Raw genomic sequence first — 16549 nt, forward strand, 5'->3', positions numbered from 1 at the left:
GAGGGGAACTGGAATGATAAGTGAAGTGAGAGCAAAAGCAACACTGGCGCAAGAAGCGGCAGCAGCGATGAACAAGCTGACGACCGAGCAGAAAAACGCCGCATTGTCCGCGATGGCGGACGCCTTGATCGCAAGAGAAGTGGAAATTATCGCAGCGAATGCCGAGGATTTGCAGCGCGGCCGGGACAACGGCACGAGCACCTCCCTGCTCGACCGTCTGGCCTTGAATAGCGAGCGCATCGCAGGAATATCCGAAGGGCTGCGTCAGATCGTGGATCTGCCGGATCCGGTCGGCGAGCTGCTGGAATCGTTCCAGCGCCCGAACGGCATGAAGGTGGAGAAACGCCGCGTTCCGCTTGGCGTTATCGGCATGATCTACGAAGCGCGTCCGAACGTAACGGTAGATGCCGCAGGCTTGTGCCTCAAAACCGGCAACTGCGTGGTATTGCGCGGAGGCTCCGCTGCCCTGTCCTCCAATCGTAAAATCATTGAGATATTGAAGGATGCGATGAAATCGACCGCCCTGCCGGTTGATGCGATTCAATTAATTGAAGACAGCGATCGCGCTTCCGTCAACGAAATGCTGAAGCTGAATGGCCTGCTCGACGTCGTCATCCCACGCGGCGGCGCCGCACTCATCCGCAATGTAGTGGAGAACGCCACGGTACCGGTTATTGAAACGGGCGCAGGCATCTGCCATGTGTATGTAGACAATACGGCCAATATTGCCATGGCTGCTGACATTGCTTTTAATGCAAAAGTACAACGCCCTTCCGTGTGCAACTCCATCGAGACGCTGCTTGTGCATCAAGATATCGCAGAGGCGCATTTGACAGCCCTAGTCGAGCCGATGCTCAAAGGAAATGTAGAGCTGAGAGGCTGTGACCGCTCCAAGGCTATACTGGGCGATATCCGGATGGCAACCGATGAAGATTTCAGCACGGAGTACAACGATTATATTATAAATGTTAAAGTAGTAGACGGGCTTGATGATGCGCTCGGCCATATCCGCCGCCACGGAACGAAGCATTCCGAATGCATCGTGACGGAGACTGGCGAGCATGCCGACCGTTTCCTCCAGGAAGTAGATGCGGCGGCTGTCTACCATAATGTATCCACCCGCTTTACCGATGGTTTCGAGTTCGGCTTCGGCGCAGAGATCGGAATCAGCACGCAAAAGCTGCATGCGCGCGGTCCAATGGGGCTTCCAGCCCTGACTTCAACGAAATATCGAATTACGGGCAACGGCCAAATTAGAGGTTAAACCCCGTTAGGAAAGCTAGTTTTCTAACATAAATTTAAAGAGGAGGAGACCAACCATGACTATACTTACGGAGACCGGCATCGCAACGATGCGGATCTGCTTCTATGGCGCGGGTTCTATGGCAGAAGCGATTGCCCGCGGCTTGATTCACGAGAAGCTCGTCGATCCCGCCAAAATCTCGATGCTTAACCGCAGCAATGAGGAGCGGCTAGCGGAGCTTCATGAGCGCTACGGCGTTCAAACCGTCCTGCAAGGCTCGTCCAACGATACGTATTTGCAGGAAGCGGATATTGTATTTCTAGCTATGAAGCCGAAGGATGCGGCGGAAGCGATCTCGGCTATCGCTCCCCTTCTCAACTCCAAGCAACTGGTTGTGTCTGTCATTGCAGGTCTCTCCATTGCTTCCATGGAGAAGCTGCTCGGCGCAGATCAGCCGATTGTACGAACGATGCCGAATACATCGAGCACTATTGGACTTGGTGCAACCGGCATCAGCTATTCATCTAAGGTGACTCCTCAGCAGCGTCTGATTAGCGAAGCGATGTTCCAATCGATCGGCATTAACGCAGTCGTCGAAGAGTCGCTCCAAGACTCTGTCACAGGCGTGTCCGGCAGCGGTCCCGCTTATGTCTACTTTGTGATGGAAGCGATGCTAAAGGCGGCAAAAGAACTTGGCCTTGAGCCGGATATGGCGAAGGAGCTGGTCGTTCAGACCGTCCTCGGCGCGGCTCAGATGGTGAAGCAAACCGGAGAGAGTCCGGAGGACTTGCGGCGCAAAGTCACATCTCCGAACGGCACGACGCAAGCCGCGATTGAGACGATGACAGAAGCCGGACTGCCGGAAGCGATTGTGAAAGGCATGAAGCGCTCCTCCGAGCGCGCTGCCGAGATCGGAGCTGTAATTGGAAGGAGCATTGCGGAATGAGTCAAGTATGTATTGCGACTTATCGTTCCTATGACGATAAAGCCGATTTTGATAAAAAAGCATTATCCATTGCCGTAGGATTGACTGTAGGCAGCTGGACGGAGCTTCCAGAAGCCAAAAAGGCGGAGATGGAGAAGCATCTGGGCAAGGTGCTGTCCGTTGACGTACATGAGCCAGTGAATGGTGCGGCCGGCGAGCGCTATGCGGATATTCGCATCGCATATCCCGACATTAACTTCAGCCGCGATATCCCTGCCCTGCTCGTTACCGTATTCGGCAAGCTGTCGATGGATGGCCGTATTAAGCTGATCGATCTGGATGTATCCCAAGATTTTGCCTCGGCTTTCCCTGGGCCGCGCTTCGGCCTCGGCGGCGTACGCGATTTGCTGGGCGTCCATGACCGCCCGCTTCTAATGAGCATTTTCAAATCTGTCGTCGGACATGATCTGGCCAATCTTCAGGAGCAGTTCTACAAGCAGGCGCTTGGCGGTGTAGACTTGATCAAGGATGATGAAATCCTGTTCGAGAACCCGCTAACGCCTCTGGAGAAACGGGTTGAGGCATGTATGGAAGCCGCCCGCAAGGCTCAGGATGAGACGGGACAGAAGCTGCTTTACGCGGTCAATCTGACCGGACCTACCTCTCAGCTGGCAGCGAATGCCCGCAAGGCTGTTGCGGCTGGCGCGAATGCGCTGCTGTTCAACGTCTTGTCCTACGGCTACGACGTCTTGCATGAGCTTAGCAAAGATCCCAAAATTAATGTTCCTATAGCAGCGCATCCCGCTCTCGCTGGAGCGTTCTATCCTTCGCCGCATTACGGCATCGGGGCTTCCCTGCTGCTCGGCAAGCTGATGCGGCTCGCCGGAGCGGATCTTGTGCTCTTCCCGTCTCCTTACGGCTCCGTAGTGATGCCGAAGGAAGAGAATCTGGCCGTCAAGGACGCCCTGCTTAGCCCGCTCCACGGGCTTAAGACCAGCTTCCCTGTCCCTTCCGCGGGCATTCATCCGGGACTAGTGCCGCTCATCCTGAAGGACTTCGGCACCGATGTCGTCGTGAACGCCGGTGGAGGCATCCACGGACATCCAATGGGCACCGCTGCAGGCGGGCAAGCGTTCCGCCAAGCAATCATGGCCGCAACAAGCGGTATTTCGCTGCGCGAAGCTGCTGAGGCAAGCGGCAATGAAGCACTTCAAGCCGCAATACAAGCATGGGGGATTAAAGAAGCATGACGAAATCTGAGACATCCAAGAAACGCATCGTATTTTGCGATTTCGACGGCACCATCACCATTAACGACAACATCATTGCAATTATTAAGCATTTCAATCCTGAAGGCTGGGAAAGCATTGCCGAACGCACCATCTCGACAGAGCTGTCGATCAAGGAAGGCGTAGGCGCACTATTCCGCCTCCTGCCTGCTTCCATGAAGGAAGAAGTCGTCTCCTTCGGCATTAACAATGTGCGTATAAGAGATGGCTTTGCTGAATTCATCGCCTATTGCAAGGAGCAGAACATTGATTTTTATGTGACGAGCGGCGGGATCGACTTTTTCGTTTATCCTGTGCTGTCGCAATTCGATATTCCGCTGGATCATATCTATTGCAATGGCAGCGATTTCTCGGGCGAGCGCATCGAGATTCTGTGGCCGCATCCTTGCGACGGGCATTGCACCAATAAATGCGGTATGTGCAAAACGACTATTATGCGCCAATTTCCGACTGATGACTATGAGCGGATCATTATCGGTGACAGCGTGACCGACTTCGAGGGAGCCAAGCTCGCAGATACCGTCTATTCCCGCTCCCATCTGACTACGAAATGCAAGGAGCTCGGCTTGCCGCATACCGAATTCAATACCTTTCATGACATTATCGCGGCCATGAATGAAGAAAGGAAGTCATCATCATGAGTTTTGATCAAATCCGTACGGAGGACAAGCAGCGCGCTCTGGGCGAGCTGCGCGACGTAAAGGAGCTGTTCGCTTCCAGAGGCTGGTTCCCTGGCACAAGCGGCAATCTGTCTGTCCGTGTAGGCGATTATGCGCCGGAGCAGTTCCAATTCGCCATCACCGCGAGCGGCAAGGACAAAACGGTCCACACGCCGGAGGACTACCTCTTCGTCGACCAGAATGGCAAAGCCTGCGAAGCGACATCGCTTAAGCCTTCTGCCGAGACGCTAATTCATTGCGAGATCTATCGTCTGACTGGAGCAGGAGCCATCTTCCATATCCACTCCGTGTTCAATAACGTCATCTCCGAACACTTCTGGGACCGGAAGTCCGTGCCGGTAGACGGTGTGGAGCTGATTAAGGGCTTTAATCTATGGGAGGAAGAAAAGCATATCGATATTCCGATTGTCTCGAACTTCGCCCATATCCCCTCCATCGTTCCGGAGATTACAGAGCGGATCGATCGCGAAATTCCGGGCATCCTGCTTCGGAAGCACGGCATTTATGCCTGGGGAGCCAATGCCTTCGAAGCCAAGCGCCATCTGGAAGCATTCGAGTTCATTTTTGAATACGTCTATCGTCTGGAGCTGCTGAAGCGCGGCGTATAAGGGTATATGTGTTCACCATACAGAAAGCCGCCCGCAGGTCAATCTGCAAGCGGCTTTTTTGCTGACTCGCTCTCAAAAAACATCGCTTGACTTTAACGTTACGTCAACCTTCATAATAGGAGTTATTAGGTACGGGTTTAGGAGGTACATCCCGCAATGATGGTTCATGAAGCTGCGCGCATCGTGGGCGTTACACCAAGAACGCTTCGATTTTATGAGGAAAAAGGACTGGTCACGCCCCAAAAGACTTATGAAAACGGCTACCGCAGCTATTCGGAAGAGGATATTACACGGCTGCGCTGGATTATTTCCTTGCGGGAGCTGGGCCTGTCTGTGGCCCAGATTGCCGAGACGATTCCGTTAATCGGGGAGTCGGACCAGCTTATTCGGAAGGTGGATCAAGCCAGAGCCCGGCTTCATGAAGAGCTGACCGCCGCGCTTGATGCGCTGCATGCGTTCGATGAGACGATATCCGGCTGGCAGCGTGAAGGAATGCCCGTATTGGAAGATGTCGAACGGGCAGCCGCGCGTATCCGCCATAACCGAATGCTGCGAACATCCTGGAGCGATGAGTGGAATTATGACCGTCTCGCTCAGCAATACGGCTATGAGGCTCCCCTTATTGCGCTGTCGGGCATCCTTCAGCCGCAGCAATATGATCATGCTATTCGCAGGACGCTGGAATGGATCGATCCGGCCCCGCATGAATCCGGTCTGGAAACCGGCGCAGGCAGCGGCAATCTGACCTCGCTGCTATGCACGGCTGGGGCGCATATGACGGTCGTCGAGCAATCCCGCGAGATGATCAGCCTGCTAAGAGAACGACTGCCGCAAGTAGATACGAGACAAGGCAACTTACTGTCGCTCCCGCTAACGCAAACCTTCGATTTTGTTACCTGCAGCTTCGCCCTTCAGCATTTGGTCGCCTCCGGTCAGCTGCTTGCGTTAGGAGAGATGGATCGAACCTTGAAGCCAGGGGGCAGAATGGTCATTACAGGCTTGATGACGCATGAAATGAGTGACGAGCAAGCCTCCACCAGTCAGCAGGCCCATAGTTATGATACGGAAACCGTTCATCTTGCCGGACTGCTGCCGTCACGGCTGCCAGAGCTTGTTCAGTGGCTGGAGCAGCGATTCTATTCCGTCGTAACAGAAGAACTCGATGAAGAGATCACCATTCTGTATGCGGTAAAGCCATAACGGCTTCATCTCGTATTTAAAAACGGAGCTCTCTCCTCTTATTACAAAAATAAACCATGCCGACAGGCATGGTTTATTGAGATTAAAGACTTTATGCGAGACTGCTTTACGTAATCAGGCTCTGCCGCCGTGGAATTTGCCCGCATGGGCTCTCGCCTCATCCGCATTCGTAACCCGATTGCGACTCCATTCAATCAGAATACGGTCTATGTATCTTAGGCTAAGCTTGCCTGCAAATACAGCTTCCTTCAGGGCAAACAAAACAATTTCTTCGGAATAGCGGTCCTGGTCCAGCCAGCTGACGATCGTCTCGCATTCCATGGGAGACAACAATCTGCCGAATTCCTGCTCGAACACCGAAAAAAGATTGGAGGCGGGTGCGCTCTTCTCCAGCACGATCGGCTGCTTGTCCGTCTTCTTCGATTGGCGCTTCGACGTTGCCCGCCATTCGGACGCCTTCATCAGCCATCCGCTCCAGTTATAGCGCTCGCTGCGGAGACCCGTAACATCGTCGATATAATCGTCAATAGATAAAAAACCGTCCTTCATCAAGCGGCCAAGCAAAGCGCCGATCTCTCGGACATGAACGCCCATTCGATCCGCCAGCTCTTCCGGTGTGGGGAAATCATTCCGCTCTGCTTGTCCATACAGCATTATCTGCATCAGCAGCATGGCCTCAGAATCAGATAACCCAATTCGGCTGTAACTTTGAAGGAGGAGGCTAGGGATATGGACTCCCCCTTCGCCAATTGCAGCAGCAATGCCGTGCGTGTAGGCTTTCCATAGTTCGTCATTCAAGCCCAGCCTCTCCTCTCTAGTAGTCGTTGATGATGTTCATGCTAACTTATTGTACCGTATGATTGCTGTTATTTAGCCCTTTCACTATCGCGTTCGTATCGCGTGCGATAAGCAGCTCCTCGTTTGTTGGCACGACTAGCACCTTCACTCGCGAGTTTGGTGTCGAGATTTCTCTTGCTTCCTTGCTGCGAACGCGGTTCTTCTCTTTGTCGAGCTCGATGCCAAGGAACGTTATGCCTTCGCACACCGCCTCCCGAACATCCGGAGCATTCTCCCCTACTCCCGCCGTGAAGACAAGCACGTCAATTCCGTTCATTGCAGCCGCGTAAGCGCCGATATACTTGCGAAGCCTGTACGTATACATATCAAAGGCCAGCTTCGCGTTTTTGTCGCCCTCATGCATCGCTTCCGTCACTTCACGCATATCGCTGCTGATGCCCGATATGGCTAGCATACCGCTATGCTTGTTCAGCATGGAGTTCGCTTCGTTCAGCGTCAGCTCTTCCTTATTCATGACAAACGGTACGATCGCAGGGTCGATGTCGCCGCTGCGCGTTCCCATCATCAAGCCTTCGAGCGGCGTCATGCCCATGCTCGTATCGAACGACTTTCCGTCCAGTATTGCCGTACAGCTTGCACCGTTGCCGATATGGCAGGATACCATTTTCAGCGATTCAAGCGGTTTGTTCAAGAAACGGGCCGCCTTGTCGCTTACATAGGCATGCGATGTGCCGTGGAAGCCATATCTGCGAATCTTATGTCTGCGGTACAGAACGGTAGGAATCGGGTACAGATACGACGTTTGCGGCATGGTCTGGTGGAAGGCCGTATCGAATACGACAACCTGCGGCACTTCCGGCATAACCGCCTCTACTGCCGTAATGCCCATCATGTGCGCAGGGTTATGAAGCGGAGCAAGATCGAACAAGCGGCGAATCTCCAGCTTCACTTCCTGAGTAACAAGCACGGAGCCCTTGAACACCTCTCCCCCGTGCACAATCCGGTGGCCGACCGCGTCAATCTCGGACATCGCGCTGATGACGCCATGTTCCTTGTGCGTAATCATATCGATGACTCGTTTGACCGCTGTCACATGGTCCAGAATCTCACTAACGTCCCGTACTTCCGGCTTCCCCGTTGGCTCATGGGTGACGATAGATGAATCCATGCCTATGCGCTCTACGCGACCGCTCGCGAGCACCGTTTCATTCAACATTTCGTAAAGCTGGTACTTCAGCGAAGAACTGCCAGCGTTAATAACCAATACCTTCATTAGATCCGATCTCCATCCATATCGTAGTTGAAGAAGCCGACGCCAGTCTTGGCTCCAAGATGTCCGGCGCGTACCATCTTCTTAAGCACGATGGATGGGCGGTATTTCAACTCCCCATACTCGCGGAACATGCGTTCAAGCGCAGCCAAAACGGAATCCAAACCGAAACGGTCCGCCATCTCGAATGGTCCATGCTGGAACGAATAGCCGACACGCATGGCATTGTCAATGTCCTCTGCAGACGCCACGCCTTCCTCCAGCACATGCAGAGCCTCATTGATGAACAGGCAGATCAGACGGGATGTCACGAAGCCTGGCGACTCGAATACCATGATGCCTTTCTTCTGAAGGACTTCTTCGACAAAATGCTTCGTGCGATTATACGTATCATCCGATGTCTTCAGACCTAGAACGATCTCCACCAGATCGATTTTTAAAACAGGGTATATAAAATGAAGGCCGATCACGCGGTTCGGCACTTTCGTCACGCTGGCCAGCTCTGTCAAGCTGAGTGTAGACGTGTTGCTTGCCAGAATTGCTTTCTCTTCGCAGATGGCGTCGAGCTTCTGGAATACTTCTTTCTTGGCATCCAAATCCTCCGATATCGTCTCGATGACAAGCTCACAGCCCGCAAGTTCCTCAAAGGACAATGCCGATTGAATCCTGGATAGGACAAGCTTCTTCTCCGCTCCTGTCAGAGCCCATTTCTCGATTTGCTTATCCAAGCTGATTTCAATCATGTGTAATCCATAGGCGAGGCGTTCTTTGGTGCGCTCGATGACGATAACGTCGAGTCCTTTCGCGGCCAACATCTCCGCGATGCCCTGACCCATCGTGCCTAAGCCGATTACTCCAACCTTTTTAATCATTGATGCAATTTCTCCCTCTTGATAGTTTCCCCCTTATTATAACGTAATTCGACTAAAAAAGAAGACGGACAGGGAGTCCGTCTTAAATTTGTAATATTGTAGACAATTTTGTGAACTTATGCGGCTGTCGAACTCGACAATAATGCGCGGAACGCCTCGCCATCGAGCGTCTCTTCCCGCAACAGCGTCTCCAGGGAATCCGTGAACACTTGACGGCGTTCCTCCAGCAGTTTTTTGGTTTTCGCCATCAGCTCATCCAGGGTGCTTTTGGTTACATCGGCCCACTTGTCGGGCGTCATCATGGAGGCGTCAATAATGCCAAGCGGCGTCAGTCCGGACTCTACAAGCGTCTTGACAATACTTACCGCCTGATCAAAGTCACCGCGCGAGCCCGTGCTGCGCTCGCCATAAAACATTTCTTCCGCAGCCGCTCCGCCTAGCGTGATCATAATTTGTCCATGCAGGAATGGGGTCGTGTACAGATATTGCTCCTTCTGCGGCTGATGGCGCACATAACCGAGAGCGCCGCCGCGCGGGGACAGCGCAACCTGGGACACACTTCCCGGACGGACAAGCTCCGCCATAATGGCATGCCCAAGCTCATGAAGCGCTACGCGCTCGCGCTCTTCCTTCGATGTCTCGCGGTCAGTCTTCTCGCCCAGCATGACCTTGTCGATCGCCATCGTAAGATGGCGCTCATCGACAGTAGCGTGGTCTTCGCGCATCGCATAGATTGCGGCTTCATTCATCACCGCTTCCAGCTGCGCACCGGAGAAGCTGTATGTCTGCTCCGCAATACTATCCATGTTCACATTCTCTTCCAGCGGCTTATTCGCTGCATGAATGTTCAGAATATGAAGCCTGCCCTTCTTGTCCGGCAGCTCTACGCCAATATGACGGTCGAAGCGGCCAGGACGCAGCAAGGCGCTGTCCAGCATCTCCTTGCGGTTCGTCGCTGCTATCATCAGGATACGCGGTGATTCGTTCGCGTGAATGCCATCCATCTCCGTCAATAGCTGGTTCAACGTCTGGTCATACTCGCGCTGCTGTCCGCCATCACGCTTGCCGCCAATGACCTCGATCTCATCGATAAAAATAACAGCGCTGCTTTTGCCTTCCTTTTTCGCTTTCGTGCGTGCTTCCTTGAACAGGTCGCGGATGCGCCCCGCCCCTACGCCAACATACATCTCGACAAACTCGCTGCCCGAAGCGGCCAGGTAGATCGAATCCGTATATTGGGCCGCTGCTTTGGCCAGCAGCGTCTTGCCTGTACCCGGAGGACCGGACATAAGGATACCTTTCAAGGGACGAATGCCCAGCTTGGCAATCTGTTCCTTCTTCACCAGAAAATCGAGTGCTTCAATCAACTCGCCTTTCGCGCGTTCTTGTCCGCCAATCTGCTCAAAGGTAAAGGAAGGCGACTTTACTTCACTTCTAGACTTGCCATTCGAAAGCGCCGTGAGCTTGCCACGGCCTTTTGCCATAAAAAACAGGGCTCCTCCGACCGCCGCCAAAAACAAAAACGGCAATACGTTAACCCCCATAAAAAGCAAAAATACGATGAGAACAGGAACAAATCCAATCGCCAGCTCCAATCCATACTTACGCATTAGGCCACACCCCCATTTGGTTTGGCGTTCTTGGCAAGACGATATATTTGGCGCCTCCTGCGTTTTTGATCGTTACATATACATTGGTTCCGTCCATATCCGTTACCGTCTCAACACCGTCATGTCCAGATGCGACACGTTCCATCGTTTTTGGAATATCGGAATAGGTTTTTGTCTCCATCGCCTGTGCTATATCGAACATCGCTTCCTGCCAGATCGCATTAAGCGATGCGTCTTCTTCGTTCTGAATGACAATATCCAGCTTGCGTTTCCCTGCTAATGCTTTGCCTTGCTCCGTTACGGATGTGTAGACATCCTTCAAGCTTGCCTCATCGGACAGCTCGACTGATACGCTTACTTTATCCTGCTCAATGACCGGTTTATCCGCATTGGCGATACCCGGTACATTGGCAACGGCATCCGTTAATGGTGAAGCTACCGCGACCTGCTTGTACAACATCCAGCCGCCAAAAAGTGCTGCAGCGGATATCACGACGGTTATGGCGATCGGCATCATTCGAGGCTTTCTCATAACTATATCCCTCCAGTACTGAGTATATATAAATTGTCGCAATTGATCTATCACATTTGCTATACGTTAGTATATCACAATTATATACATAATGCGTTCTGTAAAAACAGGAAACGGGACCATTACGGTCCCGTTTTTGTCGGCAATGTATAGGTTTCAATCAGTGTCGCTTGCTGATCGAAGCTGTAAAATTGATATTTGAAACGTTCCTTGCTGCCTTCCGGCTCCTTATAATACACTTCCCATACGGGCTGCTCCCGGAATAATCCCGGTGTCACACGAATGATGGAAGCGCTGGCATGGTCGTTTAGCCATTTTGTTCGAAATTGGTCTTCCGGCAAAACTTGATCTGCCATCACACGATGCTGCAAAGCTCCCTCTTCATTCAGGAAAACGAATAGCTCTGATTCTGTTTCCGTCGTTCCATAAGCAACCCATGTCGTCGCTTCCCAGACATGCTTGTACAGCTTTTCGATATTCGCCATTTCGCCTGTCGCGAACACGGCTTCTCGCATGCTGCTTTCCTCCGACCACTTCGGCATTTGCACATCACGGAAATAAAAGCCGAACCAAACCCCTAACGCAATCAGGCAAGCGATGATAGCGAACAGCCAGCGCTTTGGCGTCATAAATGGCGGCCTTTTCTTTTCGACCGCTCTCATTAGCCGTTCAGTAACCGCTCGAAGCTTGCGGCTGCCTCATATTTGATCTTCTCTTCATCCATTAATGTGCAGACGCCGTTCTGTACCACCTGACGCCCATCCACCCATACATGCTTGACGTCTCGGCCCGATCCGGCATAAACAAGATGCGATACGATATCCGTAAGCGGGTAGAAATGCGGCTGATCCAAATCGATTGCAATAAAATCAGCCTTGTAGCCGGCTTTCAGCTGACCGATCGAATCTCCCTGCCAGATGGCATTCGCTCCGTACGTAGTGCCAAGCTTAAGAGCCTCCCAGGCCGGGATTGCTGTCGGATCGCCGGATACTCCCTTGTGAAGCAAAGCGGAGAAACGAATTTCTTCAAACAAATCCAGGTTATTGTTGCTCGCGACGCTATCCGTACCGAGCGACACCTTCACACCGGCTCTCATCAGCTCCGGAAGCCGTGCAACGCCGGAAGCCAGCTTCAGGTTGCTGACAGGATTATGCGAGACGGATACGCCGTGCTCTGCCAGCAAAGCAATCTCTTCATCGGTCAGATGGACAGCATGCGCTACGAGCGACGGACGCGAGAAAAATCCGAGTCGATCCAGATGCTCGACTGGACGTGCGCCGTAATCGCGAACATTCTGCTCCACTTCCGCAATCGTCTCGGACATGTGCGTATGAAGCGGCAAGTCCAGCTCATGCGCAGCCTCCACGAATTTCTCTATATAGGCGGGAGGACAAGTGTATGGCGCATGCGGCGACAGCATCGTCGAGATTCTGCCGTCTGCCTTGCCGTGCCATGTCTTGGCGAAGGCAATCGCATCATTCAGCTTGGCCTTCTGTTCTTCTTCCGAGCACAGACCGATAACGCCGCGTGTCAATATGCCGCGTATGCCTGCTTGCTCAGTCATAGCCGCAACCTGATCCATACGATCGTACATATCGACAAACGCAGTTGTGCCCGTACGCAGCATCTCTATAATCGCGAGCGCGCTTCCGGCTCTTGTGTCGGCATCCACATATTTGGCTTCCATCGGCCACATCTTCTGCTCCAGCCATACCTGCAGCTTCTGATCGTCGGAATAGCCCCGCAGCAGCGTCATAGCCGCGTGGCCGTGTGTATTGACCAGACCCGGCATGAACGCCAGCTTGCTGCCGTCAAGCTTCTGTGCATCGGGCAACAGGCCGACTGGCGGTTCTGCGCCAACGTATGTAATTACACCGTCTGTCACAACCATATGTCCCTTTACTGTTTTTGCAGCATCATCCATCGTAACGAATAGGCCATCTTTAATCCAAAGCTGTGTCATCGCTTACGTCTCCTTCATGATTCAAATAATAAGCCAGACTTAACAATTCCCTTGTGAAATCGGCATTATGAATACGCACATCATCCGGCACCCGAAGAATAGCAGGAGCAAAGTTCAAGATTCCCTCTACACCTGCGGCAATAAATTGATTGGCGACATTCTGCGCTTCATGCGCGGGCACGGTAATAATGCCAATTCGTATCTTTTGTTCGGCAACGACCCGCTCCAGCTCGCTCATCGGTTCTACGACCAAATTGTTAATATTGGAGCCGATCTTTTCGGGATGCACATCAAATACGGCTGTAATCTGCATATTATCCTTGGAATACTTGTTGTAATTGCATAAGGCATGCCCCAGATTGCCGGCTCCGACCAATGCGACTTTAATCGTTTGATTCAGCTTTAAGATCTGTCTGATCTTCTCTATGAGATACATGACGTCATACCCGATGCCTTTGCGTCCGAATTCGCCAAAATAAGCCAGATCTTTCCGAATTTGAGCCGGGTTCAAGTCAAGCTTGACCCCCAGCTCCTGCGAGGAGACCGTTTGGATCTCCCGGAGATGCAGCTCATTGAGCACTTGCAGATAAATCGGAAGGCGTCTAACGACCGCCTCCGATATTTTTGCGGACTTCATGGGAACCAACTCCTTCTTAACGGGGGTTGTAAAAAGCTAAGCGTCTGTTTTAATCTCCTGTTGCCGAATGAGCCAGCCATTGCTGCATGCGGGGTACCATCTGATTCGTATGCATCGTCTCGATCTTGGGGCCCGGCAATGAATACAGGAAGTGCTTGCCATAAAAGGTGTCAATGACTCTCGTATCATAGATGATGACAATTCCTTTGTCATGCGCTGTGCGGACTAACCGCCCGAAGCCTTGCTTGAAGCGGATTACCGCCTGCGGAATGGACAGCTTCATGAACGGATTCTGCTTCTGCCGCTGAAGCAGCTCGGACTTGGCCTCCACCAGCGGATGATTAGGCGGCTGGAACGGCAGGCGGACAATGGCCAGGCACACAAGTCCTTCCCCGGGAATGTCTACCCCTTCCCAGAAGCTGCTGGTGCCAAGCAAGACCGATTCGGGCTGCTGCAGGAATCTCCGGGTCAGCTTCGTCCGGTTGCTGCTGTCGATGCCTTGGCCCAGCAGTTGAATACCTGCTTCATCCAGCTTCAGCTTCAGCGGATCATACACTTGCTTCAGCATCTTGTAGGATGTGAACAAAACAAGCATCCTGCCTTTGGTCTCCACTGCGGTATCGGCGAGCGAGCCAATCAGTTTATCGAGATAGGTATCATCTACAGAAGCGCCCTTAAGCACAGGAAAATCACGCGGTATGACCACAAGCGCCTGCTCCCGGTAATTGAACGGAGAAGGGAGCAGTACCGTTTTCAGCTTGCCTTGCTTCTCATAGCCCTCAAGGCCAAGCTGCTCTTCAGCGTATTGGAAGCTTTTTTGAACCGTCAAGGTGGCGGAAGTCATGACGATGCTGTCTTTTGCATCGAAGAAGTACTTCTGCAATTGACTGCTGACATCAACCGGCGCAGCGTAGAGCTGCAGCGAACGATGACGGTATGCGGTGCTCGCCTCCAGCCAGTAGACATACTGCGCATCCTCCAGCTTTGTGATGAGACGAAGTTCATCCTTCACCCCTGCAAGATCCCGCAGCGCGCCGTTCAAATCCGTCAAAGACGCTTGTATAGACAAATCGTCCGCTCTGTCCTTAATATCGTTCATCATCTTCTCAGCCGTCTTGATCACTCTAGTCAGCTCGACGTGTACGTTATTCTCGACAGCCAGCACCTCCTCCCAGCCAGCCGGAAGCTGGCCGGAGCTAAGCCGCTTTACCAATGCGCCGTTGTCGCTCACGCTGTCCGATGCTGTGGAGGCAAAGGCATAGAACATCTCGAACAGCTTGTCCCAATGCTCCTTGATTTCTTGAAAAACGGGAATAATCGTATCAATGGTCTCCGTCCAGGCAGTGACATGATCGTCACCCTCTTGCTGAAGCCGCAGACGCAACGTCGGCAGCAAACCGGAACGGTTGTCCCGGTACAGCCGTACGATAGCTTGAACAAGCGTGAAATAATGCACATTCATGCCCAAATGCTTGCCGGCAACTTCCTCAACATGATGAGCCTCATCAATAATAAGATGGTTGTAGGTAGGAAGCAGACGATGATCGGCTTGCACATCGGTGAACAGCATGGAATGGTTCGTAATGCATACGTCAGCCAGGCTCGATTCATGCTTCGCGCGGTGATAATAGCAGCGCTTGAACCACGGGCAAGCCCTGTTCAGGCAGGAGTCGGCATCGCTCGCCACTGTTGACCAGAAATCGGAGCCCCTGCTGCCGAAATTCAACTCCTCCTGATCGCCGGTTTCGGTCTCCCCGAGCCAAACGACCATTTGTGCAGCCGTTATGGGGTCCTCTATGGGTGCGACCATATCTTGAGCGTTCAGTTTCCCTTCAAATTTCCGCAAGCACAAATAATTGCCCCTGCCCTTGAATATGGAAGCTTTGAACGGAAACGGAAGAACCTCGCCAAGCAACGGCAAATCCCGCTGGCGCAGCTGCTCCTGCAAATTGATTGTATGGGTACTGACTACGATTTTGCTCTTGCTTTGCAAACTGTAGTACAACGCTGGAATCAAGTATCCAAGCGATTTGCCTGTTCCTGTTCCTGCTTCAATCAGCAAATGCTTGTCTTGCGAAAGCGCTTCATACACTTCGCGGAACATGATAACTTGAGACTCCCGCTCTTCATACCGCTCGAATTTGTTCTGGAACCGCGATTTGACCTCGGACAAATAATCCTCGAACGATAGGCCATCCAATACACCTTCGCCCGAGGGCTCGTCTTCCCTTGGCGGCTTCTCCTCGCTCCATTCCTTAGCTTTAAGCGCGAACTGACGATAGAAATCATAATCGCCCATATCGAATACGGTATCCTGCTCAATCCGCTTTTCATTCCACTTCAAGAACCAATGAAGATCCTTGCTTTCATCGATTAACGCAGACAGCCGCTGCACAGTAAGCAGCGGCATGGAACGCAATTTTTCGACCGTCTCCATAAAGATAAGGGCGGTTGCCATCGCATCGCTGTCGGCTTGATGATGCTGATGATTATCAATGCCGAACTGCTCGGCGACCGCGCCGAGCTGATACGTTGTAATGCTTGGATAGAAGATGCGAAGCAGCTCGATCGTATCCAGTCTGCGCCCGGTGAAGGGCATATACCCGCAGCGATCCAGCGCATTATTCAAAAAACCGGCGTCAAAACCGACATTATGCGCAACCAGCACCGCGTCGTCCAATAACGGAATAAGCTCAAGCAGCACCTCATTCAGCTCTGGAGCATCCTTGACCATTTCCTCCGTAATGCCAGTTAACCCCGTAATAAAAGCTGGAATGGGAATTCTCGGCTTAACAAACGAGCTATAGGTTTTGACAATGTCCAGCTCATCGGAAACGATAACAAGTCCAACCTGCAAAATATCATCTTCCGCGCTATGTCCGGTCGTTTCCAAATCCAGTACAGCATAATTCATTGATTCCC

At 52.4% G+C, this 16549-nt stretch carries 15 protein-coding genes; 6 read left to right on the forward strand and 9 right to left on the reverse strand.

The genetic code is table 11. The annotated features are described in order from the left end of the window. The first annotated feature begins 13 nt into the window (after positions 1 to 13). The 6 genes from ACFVSO_RS11940 to ACFVSO_RS11965 all read left to right on the forward strand — a co-directional run bounded on the left by ACFVSO_RS11940 (position 14) and on the right by ACFVSO_RS11965 (position 5945). Positions 14 to 1264 carry a glutamate-5-semialdehyde dehydrogenase gene (locus tag ACFVSO_RS11940; RefSeq protein WP_387473584.1) on the forward strand — a complete coding sequence of 417 codons (1251 nt, stop codon included), beginning with the start codon at positions 14 to 16 and terminating at the stop codon, positions 1262 to 1264. Positions 1265 to 1319: 55 nt separating this feature from the next. Further along, positions 1320 to 2189 (forward strand): pyrroline-5-carboxylate reductase, encoded by an 870-nt coding sequence (proC, locus tag ACFVSO_RS11945; RefSeq protein WP_387473586.1) that lies wholly within the window; start codon positions 1320 to 1322, stop codon positions 2187 to 2189. Beyond that, positions 2186 to 3418 (forward strand): 2,3-diketo-5-methylthiopentyl-1-phosphate enolase, encoded by a 1233-nt coding sequence (locus tag ACFVSO_RS11950; RefSeq protein ID WP_387473589.1) that lies wholly within the window; start codon positions 2186 to 2188, stop codon positions 3416 to 3418. Before proC ends, ACFVSO_RS11950 begins: the two co-directional genes overlap by 4 nt. Further along, positions 3415 to 4098 carry a 2-hydroxy-3-keto-5-methylthiopentenyl-1-phosphate phosphatase gene (locus ACFVSO_RS11955; protein WP_387473591.1) on the forward strand — a complete coding sequence of 228 codons (684 nt, stop codon included), beginning with the start codon at positions 3415 to 3417 and terminating at the stop codon, positions 4096 to 4098. The genes ACFVSO_RS11950 and ACFVSO_RS11955 overlap by 4 nt, the downstream gene beginning before the upstream one ends. Next, complete coding sequence (mtnB, locus tag ACFVSO_RS11960) at positions 4095 to 4745, forward strand: methylthioribulose 1-phosphate dehydratase (protein WP_387473593.1); 651 nt, start codon at positions 4095 to 4097, stop codon at positions 4743 to 4745. Before ACFVSO_RS11955 ends, mtnB begins: the two co-directional genes overlap by 4 nt. A gap of 156 nt (positions 4746 to 4901) precedes the next feature. Then, positions 4902 to 5945 (forward strand): MerR family transcriptional regulator, encoded by a 1044-nt coding sequence (locus tag ACFVSO_RS11965; RefSeq protein WP_387473596.1) that lies wholly within the window; start codon positions 4902 to 4904, stop codon positions 5943 to 5945. A gap of 114 nt (positions 5946 to 6059) precedes the next feature. On the opposite strand, the gene ACFVSO_RS11970 is transcribed toward ACFVSO_RS11965, so the two are convergent. From ACFVSO_RS11970 to dinG, 9 genes are all read right to left on the reverse strand, one after another. After that, positions 6060 to 6743: a DnaD domain protein gene (locus tag ACFVSO_RS11970; protein ID WP_387473598.1), complete on the reverse strand. Its 684-nt coding sequence runs from the start codon at positions 6741 to 6743 to the stop codon at positions 6060 to 6062. Between the two features lie 46 nt (positions 6744 to 6789). Next, complete coding sequence (locus tag ACFVSO_RS11975) at positions 6790 to 8016, reverse strand: acetate kinase (RefSeq protein ID WP_387473601.1); 1227 nt, start codon at positions 8014 to 8016, stop codon at positions 6790 to 6792. Then, positions 8016 to 8885: a 3-hydroxyacyl-CoA dehydrogenase family protein gene (locus ACFVSO_RS11980; protein WP_387473604.1), complete on the reverse strand. Its 870-nt coding sequence runs from the start codon at positions 8883 to 8885 to the stop codon at positions 8016 to 8018. Before ACFVSO_RS11980 ends, ACFVSO_RS11975 begins: the two co-directional genes overlap by 1 nt. A 116-nt stretch (positions 8886 to 9001) precedes the next feature. After that, positions 9002 to 10495, reverse strand: a complete 1494-nt coding sequence (locus ACFVSO_RS11985; protein ID WP_387473607.1) for an AAA family ATPase — start codon at positions 10493 to 10495, stop codon at positions 9002 to 9004. After that, a complete protein-coding gene (locus ACFVSO_RS11990) occupies positions 10488 to 11027 on the reverse strand; it encodes a hypothetical protein (protein ID WP_387473609.1) in 540 nt (179 codons plus the stop codon). Before ACFVSO_RS11990 ends, ACFVSO_RS11985 begins: the two co-directional genes overlap by 8 nt. A 122-nt stretch (positions 11028 to 11149) precedes the next feature. Further along, positions 11150 to 11656: a hypothetical protein gene (locus tag ACFVSO_RS11995; RefSeq protein ID WP_387473611.1), complete on the reverse strand. Its 507-nt coding sequence runs from the start codon at positions 11654 to 11656 to the stop codon at positions 11150 to 11152. Positions 11657 to 11688: 32 nt separating this feature from the next. Next, positions 11689 to 12990 (reverse strand): amidohydrolase, encoded by a 1302-nt coding sequence (locus ACFVSO_RS12000; RefSeq protein WP_387473613.1) that lies wholly within the window; start codon positions 12988 to 12990, stop codon positions 11689 to 11691. Then, the gene (locus tag ACFVSO_RS12005; protein ID WP_387473615.1) at positions 12971 to 13627 is read right to left on the reverse strand and encodes a redox-sensing transcriptional repressor Rex; all 657 of its coding nucleotides are present in this window, start codon (positions 13625 to 13627) and stop codon (positions 12971 to 12973) included. Before ACFVSO_RS12005 ends, ACFVSO_RS12000 begins: the two co-directional genes overlap by 20 nt. 49 nt (positions 13628 to 13676) lie before the next feature. Next, positions 13677 to 16541, reverse strand: coding sequence for an ATP-dependent DNA helicase DinG (gene dinG / locus ACFVSO_RS12010; RefSeq protein WP_387473618.1), 2865 nt, complete (start codon positions 16539 to 16541; stop codon positions 13677 to 13679). Positions 16542 to 16549 lie beyond the last annotated feature (8 nt).

Origin of the sequence: Paenibacillus sp. NPDC057967, from assembly GCF_042887015.1 — a bacterium.
Lineage (GTDB): Bacteria > Bacillota > Bacilli > Paenibacillales > Paenibacillaceae > Pristimantibacillus.

Excerpts from the sequence above, each read along its gene's own strand:
- ACFVSO_RS11940 (WP_387473584.1), top strand. The coding sequence starts at position 14 with ATGATAAGTGAAGTGAGAGCAAAAGCAACACTGGCGCAAGAAGCGGCA.
- ACFVSO_RS11995 (WP_387473611.1), bottom strand. The coding sequence starts at position 11,656 with ATGACGCCAAAGCGCTGGCTGTTCGCTATCATCGCTTGCCTGATTGCG.
- proC (WP_387473586.1), top strand. The coding sequence starts at position 1,320 with ATGACTATACTTACGGAGACCGGCATCGCAACGATGCGGATCTGCTTC.
- dinG (WP_387473618.1), bottom strand. The coding sequence starts at position 16,541 with ATGAATTATGCTGTACTGGATTTGGAAACGACCGGACATAGCGCGGAA.
- ACFVSO_RS11985 (WP_387473607.1), bottom strand. The coding sequence starts at position 10,495 with ATGCGTAAGTATGGATTGGAGCTGGCGATTGGATTTGTTCCTGTTCTC.
- ACFVSO_RS12005 (WP_387473615.1), bottom strand. The coding sequence starts at position 13,627 with ATGAAGTCCGCAAAAATATCGGAGGCGGTCGTTAGACGCCTTCCGATT.
- mtnB (WP_387473593.1), top strand. The coding sequence starts at position 4,095 with ATGAGTTTTGATCAAATCCGTACGGAGGACAAGCAGCGCGCTCTGGGC.
- ACFVSO_RS11980 (WP_387473604.1), bottom strand. The coding sequence starts at position 8,885 with ATGATTAAAAAGGTTGGAGTAATCGGCTTAGGCACGATGGGTCAGGGC.
- ACFVSO_RS11950 (WP_387473589.1), top strand. The coding sequence starts at position 2,186 with ATGAGTCAAGTATGTATTGCGACTTATCGTTCCTATGACGATAAAGCC.
- ACFVSO_RS11975 (WP_387473601.1), bottom strand. The coding sequence starts at position 8,016 with ATGAAGGTATTGGTTATTAACGCTGGCAGTTCTTCGCTGAAGTACCAG.
- ACFVSO_RS11955 (WP_387473591.1), top strand. The coding sequence starts at position 3,415 with ATGACGAAATCTGAGACATCCAAGAAACGCATCGTATTTTGCGATTTC.
- ACFVSO_RS11990 (WP_387473609.1), bottom strand. The coding sequence starts at position 11,027 with ATGAGAAAGCCTCGAATGATGCCGATCGCCATAACCGTCGTGATATCC.
- ACFVSO_RS11965 (WP_387473596.1), top strand. The coding sequence starts at position 4,902 with ATGATGGTTCATGAAGCTGCGCGCATCGTGGGCGTTACACCAAGAACG.
- ACFVSO_RS12000 (WP_387473613.1), bottom strand. The coding sequence starts at position 12,990 with ATGACACAGCTTTGGATTAAAGATGGCCTATTCGTTACGATGGATGAT.